Genomic DNA, 13761 nt, shown 5'->3' with positions numbered 1-13761 from the left:
GCAGAGGCCGCTGTGAATTTATAATTGCAATTATTTAGTATTAATTACTCTTCTAATCCCAAGCTTGAGTCTGGGCACATTAAAATTTATTAAGAGTCCTAATCTGAATTTACCAAGCTTGACGTAATTGAGTGTTTGGGCAAAATGAATGTCTGTAGTTCTTTCAACAGCTTTCAGTTCCAAAACTAGCTTTCTTTCCACTAAAATATCAATGCAATAGCCATTTTCTAATTCTACTCCGTCTATAATTAATGGCATTCTTTTTTCTACTTCGATAGAAAACCCCGCATTTTTGAGTTTGAAAGCTAAGGCTTGTTTATAAGCATTTTCAAATAATCCAGGCCCTAATTGTGTGTGAACTTCCATAGCAATTCCTATTACTTTGGTGGCAAGGTCATTTTCAAAAGCCAAGTCATAGTTGTCCATCTTTTGAGCGGAATTTTTTTAATTAATTAGTAAAATTCTACTGTTAAATTTAGTTATAATTATTCATTGCGCCCTCAGTGTTAGCCTCTGTGACCATCGTGGTAATAAACCTTTAAAAATTATCTACTAAGCTTTTTACAGTTGCCTCGAGGACTTCGAAAGCGTTTTCAGCCATCAAATTCTCAGAGTCAAGCGTTGGGTTTACTTCCACAATTTCCCAGCAGCAGACACGCTTGTCTTGGATGAGTTTCACGTTTAATTCAATGGCTTCCTGCACAGTCAATCCATCTGCAACCGGAGTACCTGTTCCTACAGAAATGGAACTATCCAGACTATCCACATCAAATGAAATATAAATTTGATCACAGTTTTTAAGCGTTTCTAAAGATTCTGTGGCAATCTGCTCTATTCCCCTTGACCGAACATCCCGGGTGCTAAAGTTTTTGATTCCGTAATTTTTGATCAAATGATCCTCTGGAGCTTCCGTGTCTCTTACAGTGATAAAAACTATATCACTTGGGATAATTTTCGGGAAGTCACCACCTATAGATTTTATCTTTTTCCAAATCACTAAAGTGTCCTCAGATGGCTCATTGACCTGACAATCTAAGTTGTCAAGCTGGGAAACCATCGCCAGTGGCATTCCATGCATATTTCCCGAAGGAGTGGTGAAAGGAGTATGTAAATCTGCATGGGCATCTATCCAGATCACTCCCAATCGCTTGTCTGGATCGGCAGCTTTGATTCCCATAATTGTTCCCGCTGCGGTGCTATGATCTCCTGCCAGGACGATAGGGAATTTTTTCTCCATCCTCAGTGATTCGATGGTAGAATACACATTTTTCAGAACCTGATATACACCATCTATGTACTTGGCATGAGGGAAACTATTTCCTTTCCAAAGGTAATTATTGGCATCAGGTACGTTGATTGGATCAAACTGAGTAAAGAAATCAGACTTCTTATCCAAACTAGCAATCTTCAAAGCATCTATCCCCATACTAGCCCCACGGGTACCGGCGGCAATTTCAGATCGTACTTCTACTAATTTTATATCTCGCATTCTTGGTTGGAGTTTAAAGTTATATTGGGTTGGGTAAAGCGTCGCAAAAGTAGTTAAAAATGGCTAAAATTCATCTGGCGCAAGTCTCCAGACTTGTGCCGATCGTATTGCAGTCTCCTGACTGCTCTAATATCCACATCACAATGTTAGATAAGAGACTGTATTGTCGTGGGGCCAAGTCGGAGAATCAACGATTCACACTATTTCCCGTTGTTCGTGTCACACAAACAGCTAATGTTAAATAAGATTATCGAGCTTTCGACTTCTCACAATGAAAATACAAACCACTTACTTTTCACAACTTACTCTATTTCTTATCCCAAAATCAATAGTTTTGAGTTATGTCTGTTTCATCCAAACTTCCCCATGTAGGGACGACGATTTTCACGGTTATGTCTAAGCTCGCGAGTGATTGTGGGGCAATTAATCTCTCTCAGGGTTTTCCTGGCTTTGATTGTGATCCGGCATTGCTCGATTTAGTGGATAAATATATGAGGACGGGATATAATCAATACGCGCCGATGAGCGGTGTCCCAGTTTTACGTGAGAGAATTGCAGAGAAAACCAAGTTGGTTTATGGTATTGAACTAGATTCAGAAACGGAAGTAACTGTAGTTTCTGGAGCTACGGAGGCACTATATGCTGCAGTGACAGCAGTGGTGAAAGCTGGTGACGAAGTTATCCTATTAGATCCTGCATATGATTCCTATGCGCCTGCTGTGGAATTGAATGGAGGAATACCAGTTTTTGTTCCTCTGGAGTTGCCAAACTTTTCGGTAAACTGGGAAAGAGTAAAGTCTGCTATTTCTGACAAGACGCGATTGATCATGGTAAACACCCCGCACAATCCGAGCGGCTATGTGTGGACGCAAGATGATCTAAATACCCTGGCAGAATTGATTCAGGACAAAGATATTTTTGTCGTCAGCGATGAAGTATATGAGCATATCACCTTTGATGGGAGGGAACACCTTTCTCTTTTGACTCATCCGATCTTAAGAGAAAGAACTTTTATTTGCGGCTCTTTCGGGAAGACCTTTCACGTGACTGGGTGGAAGATCGGATACTGTTTGGCTCCGCCCAAACTCACTGAAGAATTTAGGAAAATCCATCAGTTTTTGACTTTCAGCACGGCTACGCCTTTACAATATGCCTTGGCAGATTACTTATCCGAATCTTCACACTATTTGTCACTTCCTGATTTCTATCAGAAGAAAAGAGATATTTTCTGTGAGGGGCTAAAGAAAACTCCATTTAAATTCATTCCTGCGGAAGGGAGTTTCTTTCAGATGGTGTCCTACGGCCACATTTCCCAGGAATCAGATTATGAACTTGCTATACGGTTAACCAAAGAAATAGGGGTCGCGAGCATTCCAATTTCAGTTTTTTTCTCCGATAAAAGGGATCATAAGATACTTAGATTTTGCTTCGCTAAGAATGATTTAGACTTGGATCAAGCTTTAGAAAAACTTCAAGGTGTAAAACTGTAAGGTGGAAATACATTAATGTAATGTGGAAATACAATACTTTAAAAAAGTAATCAAAATCCATATCTCCATTACCCTATAAAAATTATAGGGAGTATGGGATTATAAGAAAAACTCTTTTACATTTGACACGTAAGTAAATATAAACCTCAAAAAAATGAGCGCATTACCACATACAGATCCTACACCAAATGATCAAGTGAATAGTTTAGCCAAAGGCATTTCTAAAGTTTCCGTTAATCAGCAGGAGATTGTAAAGATCTTCAATCAGAAATCTGATAAGGTCATGCAGGGAATGTGCAAATTTGAGGAGAAGTTTGAATTTCTTTACCCACTTTTCAGAGGACTAAGTGAAGCTGGGAAACCAAAGAGTTTGAAATTGAGGTTTTCTTCCACTGATAAAGAAGCATACTTTCATTACCCAGAATCAAGTCAGTCTGAAGTTTCTTTATTTTTTTCTCAACTGATTTTGCTTTTGCAAAACGAAGTAAAATTCAAACAAGTATTGAAAAAAGTGATCACCAACAGAAAGCATTTCAATTCTGAGCAATTCTTGCTTCAAAATGCTATGTTGGGTTCTGCAGAAAATTAAGAAATCATTACGTTTTTCTAATAATGGGACAGTCCTTTGGGATTTGTCCCTTTTTCGTTTGAATTCCCCTGAGAAAAAGCAATTTTTGCAGGGCTTTAACACCAACTACCTTGCTAATGAATACCTACAAAGATCTGATTGAGCAGACCTTCGATTTTCCTACCAAAGAATTTAAAGTAGAAAACAATGAACTGCATTTCAATGGAGTAAATATGATGGAGATCATAGAAACCTATGGCACTCCGCTAAAGCTTACTTATTTACCCAAAATATCCGAGAGTATTCAGAATGCCAAGACATATTTCAGGAATGCAATGGAGCAGCATGACTATAAGGGCAATTACACCTATTGCTATTGTACCAAGTCATCTCACTTCAGCTTTGTACTCAATGAGGCGCTAAAAAACGATATTCATATCGAGACATCTTCGACTTTTGATATTCCTTTGGTTAGAAGTCTCTATGCCAAGGGCAAAATCACAAAGGATACTTTCATCGTGTGTAATGGCTTTAAGCGGGAGTTGTACAAGCAGTACATTACTGAATTGTTAAATGACGGTTTTGTGAACTGTGTGCCGATTTTGGATAATTTGGCTGAGATCGATTATTACTTGGAACATGTGAAAGTACCCTTCCAAGTAGGGATCCGAATCGCTGCTGATGAAGAACCAAAGTTTGGTTTTTATACCTCTAGACTAGGTGTGAGATACAATGATATCATCAAGCTGTACGAAGATAAAATCAGGGATAATCCAAATGTTAGCCTGAAAATGCTGCATTTCTTCATCAATTCCGGGATCAGAGATACTGCTTATTATTGGTCAGAATTGACTCGATTTATCCAGAAATATGTAGATCTGAAAAAGATCTCACCTACCTTGGACTCTATGGATATTGGCGGTGGCTGGCCGATCAAGACCAATGTCTTTTTCGATTATGACTACCAATACATGGCAGATCAAATCGTGAAGAACATCAAGTGGATGTGTGGCAAAAACAATACAGAAGAGCCGAATATATTCACGGAATTCGGAAGCTATACAGTAGGAGAGAGTGGGGCGGTGCTTTATTCTGTCTTGGAAGAAAAGCTCCAAAATGACAAAGAGCTTTGGTATATGATCGATGGATCATTTATTACGCAATTGCCCGATAGCTGGGGGCTCAACCAGAAATATATCATGCTTGCGGTGAATAATTGGGATGCTGAATATCATAATATCAATCTGGGTGGGCTGACCTGCGACAGTATGGATTATTACAACTCTGAAGCTCACCAGTATAATATTTACCTTCCAAAGCCTGAAACGAAAGTACAGTATCTGGGCTTTTTTCATACAGGAGCATATCAAGAATCACTCGGTGGATATGGTGGAATCCAACATTGCCTAATTCCAGCACCAAAGCACGTGTTGATTGATAAAGATGAAAATGGGAATATTACTCATCGACTCTTTGCGAAAGACCAGACTGAGGAAAGTATGTTAAAAACTCTGGGATATTAAAATTTGAAGCCGCTCCTAAAACGAGTGGTTTTTTTTTTAACCGCCGAGTACGCGAAGGTTTTCGCAGAGCACACAGTATTATTGTCCTGTTTCTCCGGAAGCTGGACTGTTTAGAGGATTTTTTTCGGTAAAACTGGTATCTTAAGAGGCTAAACCCAATTTTAGCCAAATGAATTTATTTTTTCCAAGTATCAGGAATCTGCTAATGATAATTTGTTTGGGTGTAAATTTTTTAGTGAATGCTCAAACAATCTCCGGAACAGTAAAAAATGCAAAAACAGGTGAGGCCATGCCTTTTGCCAATGTTTTTATCAACAACACTACTTTAGGAAGTACTACCGATGATGAAGGCCACTATCGCATAAGTGGAGATCTTCCAAGAAATGTTGAGTTGGTAGCTTCGTTTGTTGGGTATGTGACAGCTACAAAGACATTGAATCTTTCTGGTTCCACCACGGTGAATTTTAAGCTGGAACCTTTGGAATCTGTACTGACTGAGGTAGAATTGAAATCACGTCGGGATAAAAAGTGGGAGCGGGATTTACGTCGCTTCAAGCAGGTATTTCTAGCGCTTCCGGATGATCCTTTTGCTGCGCAACTGGATATTAAGAATCCCTGGGTGTTGGATTTTGAAACGGTTAGACAAAATGGTCCTAATTACGTCCATGCCACAGCACAGGAGCCATTACAGATTGTAAACGATGCCTTGGGGTACGATGTAACCTATTATTTGAAGGATTATCGTTATTATCACAATCGTTCCAGCTATGTGGGATTTGTTTTTTTTGACTCTCAAGAGGTGACAGACAGTGTTGAACTAGCCAAAGTAGAAACCAACAAGGTGAGTAGTTATATGGGGTCAATTAGACATTTGTTAAAATCTGTTTTGTTGGCTAATGTGTATGAAGAAGATTTCCGGATTTTCGAGTTACTTCCTGTTGATCATTTTAGGGTGCGTACAAATGTATTTACCGAGGAAATTGACAAATCCATAAGGCGGGTTTTTGCCGATTCTATTCAAAGAGTACCTCTGGAAAATGGGAATTATCGGATAATTTGGCCTTATGATGCAGAAATTCATTACAGTGGGAAATCATGGGTAAATGACTATTATTCAGATATTTATAGTTCTGTCAGTTGGGTTTCTGCGCCTCTAGGATATTTTGATATTGATCGCAATGGAATTCCGGTAGTTCCTTCGCAGGTAGTTATGTCTGGCTACATGGGGAGGCAGCGGATGGGGAGGTTTTTGCCACATGACTATGTGCCATCAAAGAGTTTGGATAGCTATAGATATCTGACAGAAATTGATAGCCCTCAGATGAGATTTTCCCGCTGGAATAATCTTCGCGAAAAACCTTACGTCAATACCAATAAGCCTTACTATTATCCTAGTGAGACGGTCTGGCTTGGTGGTCAAATGCTATATCAAAATAAGATCATGTCCGATACACTCAGCAGAGTTGTTTATATGGACTTGATGGATAAAGACTCAAAAATCATTCAATCTGAAGCTTTTCCCATCAAAGAAGGAAAGATTGCAGGAGCATTCGTTTTGCCAAATGAACTTAAATCAGGCGATTACTTTCTTCGCGCCTATACCGAATGGATGCGTAACTACCCTGAGAAGGATATTTTTCTGAGAGCACTTCCTATTTTGAAAAAAGAAGAAAATATCCAAACTGTCGCCATTACCAATCCTGATCTTTTTGGAGATCTGACTATCAATTTGACAGACTCATTGTTTTTCAGAGATTCTTATAAAGAAATGGAATTTCAGTTATCACTTCTAGATGAAACGGAGGAGCTGACAGACGCGCAGTTTACAGTTTCCTTAACGGATGCAGATTTGGTATCAACGGTCGCTGATCAGATGATTATTTTAAATGCTATGGAATGGCTTGATGTAAAAGATCCACCTAAGAACCTTACCCTTGGCAATCATCAAATTGAGTTTGGGATTACAATAGATGGGCAATTCACCAGAGATAAGAAACGGGATCCATTGGTGAATCCAATTACCGTTGTCCGGGATGATTTAGCAGATTATGGAATAGTAGAGACAGATTCTTCGGGATATTTCCGTGCTACAGGTTTGTATTTCACAGATACGGCGACGATTTCAATTGCTGCACTGGATTCCAAGCAAAGGCACTATGGATCGATAACTATAAATGAAAATAGCAAGCCGCTTTTCAAAGGTTCCTATCCAAAAATCAATTATGAAACTTACTTGAGAAACCCTGATGATTTAAGGTTTGATGTATCAGGTGATTATGTGTTGCTTGAAGAATTTGTGAAGGAAGACGACAAAATTGAAACACTTGAAGATCGAAATTATGGTTATGGAATGGCTGATCGAGAGCTGAGTGGGGAGAGGCTGACAACTATTTCCCCTGAAGCTTTAGCAGGATATTTAGGATTTAAGCGTGGAGGAAAAAGTATTGGGAATTATAATTTTGGCTTGAAGGCATCAAATCCCTTGTTGATAATTGATGGAGCTCAATATCCTTTTTTGGAAAATGAACAGTTTGACCAAATTATGAGCTCCTTTATTCCAGCTGAATTGGAATCGATTAAAGTTTACACTTTCAATTCAGCTTCCTTTGGTATGGCAGGATTTGGCGGAGTAATTATGATTACCACCAAAAAAGGCAATAGATTTGATGCTACTGAACAAACGGCTTTCAACTCATCCGAATTTCAGCAGTTTAAGATTCGTGGCTTTTCACGAGAAATACCATTTCCTGATAGCTATGAGAGTGATCAAGCAGTAGAAAGTAAACCAACTCTTTATTGGGATGCAAATGCTGAAACCGACAAGGGCCTTTATTCTTTTAAAGTAAAAATCCCCCAAGCTCTAAAACGGATGAATCTGAGAGTTGAGGGATTGACAAAAGACGGTTTGGCTTTTGAAAAGACTTTTGAGGTTGTTGTGAAATAGGATCATGGATTAAAAGGATCAGTTGATCAAGGTTCTCCTACAATAATTTCAAAATTATCAAAATAAACCTCCCCCTGAGTTCCCGGAAGCATTATTGCGAAAGGGATAAGCATTGTGTTTTCTCTGGAATAGCTTGGAATAGAAATTTCCAACATATGGTTTGTCAATTTACCTGTTACAGGTTCTGATTCAGTACCTGTAACATATGTTTCAACTAATTGTGCTCCTAGCGGAAATAACTGCGGTTCATAAACGCGCATCCCTATTGCAGCTCCTGTTCCAACCAGTCCCTCCGAATTTATTTTTGTACGCAAAGTTACTTTAGCGCCTTGGGGTATGTTTGTGACCTTCAATTGTGTATTCCAATAGCCTGTTTCAGTTGAATTTTTACCAGGAACTGAAGATATCCTTAGTGAATAGGGCGGGGATTCAGTAGATCTAGAACCTACAAAATTACCTTGTGCATCATGAAAAGTCCATTGTTCATCTCCACCTTCATGTTTAAAATAAACTGGATTATTGACCCAATCTTGTTTTGGTTCTATACATTTTGTTTCGGCAGCCAACCTATCGAAGAGCTCATCAATGTAATCTTTCCTTAATTCTGGTTTTTCTAAATAATAGGAATAAAGGCGAACATCTGAATGCATCAAAGAAGCAGGACTTCCATCACAAAGGAATGAATCATCATGATAGAGATTTAAGAATGCATGACCTATTTCATGAAAAAAGAACTTCTCTCTGTTTAAATCTGAATCATTTATCCATCCACAAGAACTCTCTTTTGAAATTAAAACAGTTCTTCGTCCTGTTTGTGAATGATTTACATAGCCATATCCACAAAAAGTAGTTCCTTCTTCTGGTATTTTCTCATCTACGTAGCGGACATCCAAACCAGAGAAATCCAGATCATACCCTCTGGCTTTAGCTTCGGCTAAGAATCTGTCTTTGTATGTAGATAAAGATGGAAATGGATCAGGATCGGGAGTTGGATCATCTTTTTTATCGCATGACATCAGTAAATAGAAAACCAAAAACACTAAAAGTTTTGAAGACAAACGTAGGCTCATGATTTTGGGTTAAAAGTTTATTGTTAGCCTTTTAAAGGCCATATTATGTTTAAGTTAATTAAATTTCGGCTATATATTGAGTATGATTTTTTGAAAATGTTTTTGATCCTCTTAATTGGGACAGAACTTACTCAGGTAATCTACTTCTCAGCATATTGATTTGCCCCATATGATTAGCCTAGTGCTCCATCACATGAAACCATGCCCAGTGATTGTCAGTCTGCCCACCTGTTGTTAAAGTAGCAAACCATTTATCATCCTTGGTTTTGAGTGTATCTAATGTCTTTTGACGGACTTCAGCCCAGATATCTAAATAATATTGAATAGGCTTTCCAACAAACTCAGATCTGGCCTCATCACCCAAATTCAAAGCAGTTTCCCATTTCTCTTTTTCCTCCTTATTAAAACTTCTGCCTTCAAATGTATAGGCTTGGTAATAAACTTCAGTTGCAGCCAAATGCATGATCATAGCACCGATTCTATTGGCTTTATCATCCAATAAAAAATCTGTTTGATTCTGATTTAGACTTCGGGTGCTCATGATTATCCTTGTTCTGAGGTTTTCCAGCATGGATACCATAGTTCCAATATCATGATCATAGCCATGAGGGGGAGTCATCGTGTTTTGTCCGTAGGTCAAGGCAGAGCAGGACAAGACTAAGGCAATGAGCAGAGGGAATTTTATGTTGTTTTTCATGTGATTATAAATTAAATCTTTTAGTTATTTGGAAGAAATAGTCAAGTGAGTTTACAGAGGTTTTTAAATATCCTCTTGTGTGAGGCTTGAGTCAAGCTCGTTTTCTTTGTTCTTTTGGCTTGGCCCAAAAGAACCAAAAGGCCAAGACGCCAGCAAAGCTTCCGCGCGCAGACCAGCCGCATGGCTCGCTGCTGCGTCACCCCAGCGCGCCCTAACCACAAACAAATCTGCTGATGCGGTGTTTGCTGGGTTATAATCATCCCGCTGTATGTCGTCCGCTCGTCATGGGTATTTCATAAGTGAGAAAAGTTTGTGGATTAGAAAATTGCTTATAAAATGATAAAGTGCTTAGTCAATCTTTGTTAATTACTCACCAGACTTAAAGATTCTATTCATCAGTACCCACTTTTCACCAGGTTTTGCCCACGGTATGGGCTGCTGATACTTCCACATAAATGCCTCCCATTCTGCAATTTTCGGATTGGAGGCATCGAATTTTGCCTTCTCTTCGAAGTCAAATTCATCTACCGTTTCCAGAAGCATAAACATGCGGTTTCCTGTTCGAAATATCTCAATATTAAGAATTCCAGCATCAATATCATGTTGGGTGACTTCTGGCCAAGCGGCACCCTTAGCATGATGCTGCTCGTATTCTCTGATTGATTCCTCGTTATCAATGAGGTCAAGTGTAAGTGCAAAACGTTTCATTTTTTATGTTTTAGATTTAAGACATTAGACGTTAGACATAAGGTTTTAGAAGCTAGAGCCAAGAGCCTAGAGTCAAGAATCAAGAATTGGGCAACTCCCCCTTGAATCTCTTATTCAATATTGACTCGAAATGCCCGTAAAAGGGGGTAAGGGGGATTTAGATCAAAGGCCTTTGAATTAAGAGATATAACTTAACTAGTTGTAGAAGGAGGTTCAAAAATCTCAAATCTCAAATCTCAAATCTCAAATCTCAAATCTCAAATCCTATCTAAACCATTTCCTAAATTCCTTTATCGTCTGCTCAGCAGCTTCATCTGGACTCGGGTAGGGGAAAGCTTCCGCTGAAGCATAGCCAGTGTAGCCAATTGTTTTAAGCGCATCTGCTATACTTTCCATTTGGGTATGTCCAAAACCCATTGGTCTTCTGTTGCTATCCGCAAAATGTACGTGGCCGATGCTTTTTCCCCAGTTCAAAATGCTTTCTTCCAAATTACCTTCTTCAATATTCATATGAAATAAATCTGCCAACAGCTTCACTGACTTGGTATCTAAAGAATCCAAGAATTTTGATCCAGCTTCAAGTGTGTTTATTAAATTACTTTCGTAGCGGTTAAGTGGTTCGTAGATCAATATTACTCCTTTTGATTCAGCATGCTTTCCCAATTGGTTCAATCCTTCAGCTAGCCAAGACATCGTTTCTTCTCTGTCTTTTCCAGGGAGTACATTTCCCTGCATTGAGCCGATAATTGACGGAGCTCCGAAAGCAGCTCCAAAGTCAATCATGTCTGAGATGAAGGATATAGCTTTTCTCCGAATTTCTGAATCAGGGTCAGTAAGCGTTAGACCATGGATGACCTTGCCAGCACCCGTTCCAACAGCCGCGAGTTTGAGGGAATATTTATCCAATAGTTCTTGGAGTCTTTGGATTTTAATTGCATCAGCGGAAGCTGTGAAAAGCTCAATCGCATCAAAGTCAAGTTTGGAAGCTTTCGCCATTCCAGCTTCTAAGTCTTCCCAAAAAATCCAAGGGCCACTTTTAATTTGAGGAACTAAAGCAATTGTTACGCAGGATTTTATCATTTCGTTAGTTGTCAAAATCAATCATTATTTTAATTATACCCTGCTGATCCATCGCCCAATCTGCAAGTGCCTGTTCGGACTCGTCTAGTGTTACTACTTTGCTGATTACTTCATTCACAGGAAATTTTCCCTGCTCCAGATAGCTGATCACTTCAGGGAATTCGGTAGTGCAGTTTCTTGATCCCAAGATTTCTATTTCCTTCTGCACAAACAGTGATGTATTGAATTCGACGGGTGCTTTTGCATACCCTATGCAAACTACTCTTCCGGTAAAGGCCACTTCTTCTACGGCTTGGCGATAAGTTATGGGACTACCGACCGCTTCAATAATTACATCAGGACCATCGTTGGTTGTCATCTCTTGAAGAGCCTGATGTAGGTCTACTTTCTTTGGATTGATGGTATGCTTAACTCCGATTTTCTTTGCGATCTCAAGTTTGGCGTCATCTAGATCAATGGCGATCACTTCTGCACCCTGCTCAACTGCAGCAGCTACAGCTCCCAAGCCGACGATTCCGCAGCCGATCACAGCGACACGATCCTGAGAAGTGACTTTAGCACGGTTCACAGAGTGAAAACCAACAGTGAGAGGCTCTGCCAAAGCTAATTCGCGAAGCGATAATTTCTCCGATGGAAATACATCCTGCCATGGCAAAGCAATGTATCTACACATAGCTCCTGGACGTCGAACTCCCATTGTTTTATTTTCCTTGCAGGCATTACGGGCGCCTTTTCGGCAGGCGATGCATTTTCCACAATTCAGATATGGATAAACAGTCACTTTCATACCAACTTTGATTTCAGCAGGAACATCATCACCCAATTCCTCAATCGTGCCACCAACCTCATGGCCTAGAATATTCGGATATTCTTGCAGTGGAAAAAGACCTCGGTAACTATTCAGATCTCCTCCGCAAAAGCCGACCATTCCAACTTTAAGGAGGGCTTCTCCCGATTTTGGAGTGGGTTTTTCGACTTCTCGGAGTTCTGTTTTACCGATATCAGTTAGAACTAATGCTTTCATAAGGTTTGAGTTATTGTCTTTACTTAATTAAATTTTTGCAGGCTACTGCGGTCAATAGTTGAGGTTCTTTTCTTGGTGATTCCCCCTTTTTCAAAGGGGGGCAAGGGGGATTTAATTATTTGAAATGCTAACTTATTTTTGAGTACTCGTCTTCCGTCTTTTTCTTAAATATTGTTCTCAGACTTGCCTTCATACCACATTTGGTTTTTGACAGGAGCTACCAGCGTTTCGATTTCTTCTAATAAGCCATCTGGAATTCTGAAATCAAGTACACTAATATTTTGTGTGATAGTCGCAAGATCACACATGCCCACTATCGTAGTAGTAATATCGGGATGATCCAGTGCATAGCGGATGGCCACATCACTGAGTTTTACGCCATAGTTCGCGCAAAGCTTAAGTAACTCTGATTGCATTGCTTTCATTGCTGGTGGAGATCGATGCCAATCTGGTAACTCCCCATCTGAAAGTATGCGTTGCATCAAAGGAGCAGCATTCATCAAACCAAAGCCTATTTCTTTAGAAAGTGGCACTAGTTCCCGATTGATTTCATCTTCTAATAAATTATAATGTGCCCATGATAACACCGAATCCACTTCGATATTTCTCGTGATTTCAGCTAGATAGTTTACTGGAAGTCCAGTGATTCCTATGAATCGGGCTTTTCCAGACTCTTTGAGTTTAAGCAGTGTTGGCCATGCTTCATTCAGAATTTGTTCTTTGTCTACAAATTCAATGTCATGAAGCTGAAGTAAGTCTACATAATCTGTTTTCAGTCTTTTAAGTGATTCATCCACACTTTGCAGAATCCGCTTTTCAGAAAAATCAAATTCCTGCAAATCGTAACGTCCACATTTAGTAGCTAAAATCACGTTGTCACGTTTGCCTTGGAGTGCATTTCCCAATCGCTTTTCCGCTAGGGTAATTCCATAAAAAGGAGAAACATCAAAGAAATTCACCCCCTGGTCAATCGCATAATGCACGGCACGATAGCCATCTTTTTCGTCAGAAACATTAAAAACATCACCCATGGGTGACGCGCCAAATCCAAGAATAGACAAATCTATTCCTGTGTTTCCTAACTTTCGGTATTCCATATATTGATTATTGCGGGTTTTTGACTTTGCCAAACCAATATATGGAGATTTTATGAGTAGGGAAATTCAAT

12 protein-coding genes are annotated in these 13761 nt (G+C 39.4%); 4 read left to right on the top strand and 8 right to left on the bottom strand.

What is annotated here, in order from left to right; all coding sequences use genetic code 11:
- Positions 1-30: 30 nt before the first annotated feature.
- The gene (locus tag SYJ56_RS11160; RefSeq protein ID WP_323834176.1) at positions 31-426 is read right to left on the bottom strand and encodes a GxxExxY protein; all 396 of its coding nucleotides are present in this window, start codon (positions 424-426) and stop codon (positions 31-33) included.
- Between the two features lie 112 nt (positions 427-538).
- Positions 539-1489: an arginase gene (locus tag SYJ56_RS11155; RefSeq protein WP_323834175.1), complete on the bottom strand. Its 951-nt coding sequence runs from the start codon at positions 1487-1489 to the stop codon at positions 539-541.
- Positions 1490-1830: 341 nt separating this feature from the next.
- On the opposite strand from SYJ56_RS11155, the gene SYJ56_RS11150 reads away from it, so the two are divergent.
- The 4 genes from SYJ56_RS11150 to SYJ56_RS11135 all read left to right on the top strand — a co-directional run bounded on the left by SYJ56_RS11150 (position 1831) and on the right by SYJ56_RS11135 (position 8014).
- Positions 1831-2979 carry a methionine aminotransferase gene (locus SYJ56_RS11150; protein ID WP_323834174.1) on the top strand — a complete coding sequence of 383 codons (1149 nt, stop codon included), beginning with the start codon at positions 1831-1833 and terminating at the stop codon, positions 2977-2979.
- Between the two features lie 154 nt (positions 2980-3133).
- Positions 3134-3568, top strand: coding sequence for a hypothetical protein (locus tag SYJ56_RS11145; protein WP_323834173.1), 435 nt, complete (start codon positions 3134-3136; stop codon positions 3566-3568).
- Between the two features lie 116 nt (positions 3569-3684).
- On the top strand, positions 3685-5070 hold the full coding sequence (locus SYJ56_RS11140; RefSeq protein WP_323834172.1) for an arginine decarboxylase: 1386 nt from the start codon (positions 3685-3687) through the stop codon (positions 5068-5070).
- Between the two features lie 169 nt (positions 5071-5239).
- A complete protein-coding gene (locus tag SYJ56_RS11135; RefSeq protein ID WP_323834171.1) occupies positions 5240-8014 on the top strand; it encodes a carboxypeptidase regulatory-like domain-containing protein in 2775 nt (924 codons plus the stop codon).
- A 26-nt stretch (positions 8015-8040) separates the two neighbouring features.
- Here SYJ56_RS11135 and SYJ56_RS11130 read toward each other — a convergent pair whose 3' ends face one another.
- From SYJ56_RS11130 to SYJ56_RS11105, 6 genes are all read right to left on the bottom strand, one after another.
- Positions 8041-9084, bottom strand: a complete 1044-nt coding sequence (locus SYJ56_RS11130; protein ID WP_323834170.1) for a hypothetical protein — start codon at positions 9082-9084, stop codon at positions 8041-8043.
- Between the two features lie 178 nt (positions 9085-9262).
- Entirely contained in the window at positions 9263-9781 is a 519-nt protein-coding gene (locus SYJ56_RS11125; protein ID WP_323834169.1) for a mycothiol transferase, read from the bottom strand.
- Positions 9782-10147: 366 nt separating this feature from the next.
- Entirely contained in the window at positions 10148-10489 is a 342-nt protein-coding gene (locus tag SYJ56_RS11120) for an L-rhamnose mutarotase (RefSeq protein ID WP_323834168.1), read from the bottom strand.
- A gap of 264 nt (positions 10490-10753) precedes the next feature.
- Complete coding sequence (locus tag SYJ56_RS11115) at positions 10754-11569, bottom strand: sugar phosphate isomerase/epimerase family protein (protein ID WP_323834167.1); 816 nt, start codon at positions 11567-11569, stop codon at positions 10754-10756.
- A 4-nt stretch (positions 11570-11573) separates the two neighbouring features.
- Positions 11574-12593 carry a zinc-binding alcohol dehydrogenase family protein gene (locus SYJ56_RS11110; protein ID WP_323834166.1) on the bottom strand — a complete coding sequence of 340 codons (1020 nt, stop codon included), beginning with the start codon at positions 12591-12593 and terminating at the stop codon, positions 11574-11576.
- 164 nt (positions 12594-12757) lie between these two features.
- Positions 12758-13690, bottom strand: a complete 933-nt coding sequence (locus SYJ56_RS11105) for an aldo/keto reductase (protein ID WP_323834165.1) — start codon at positions 13688-13690, stop codon at positions 12758-12760.
- Positions 13691-13761: the final 71 nt, after the last annotated feature.

Origin of the sequence: Algoriphagus aurantiacus, from assembly GCF_035156405.1 — a bacterium.
Taxonomy (GTDB): Bacteria; Bacteroidota; Bacteroidia; order Cytophagales; family Cyclobacteriaceae; genus Algoriphagus; species Algoriphagus aurantiacus.
This window is presented reverse-complemented; position numbering and strand designations above follow the sequence as displayed.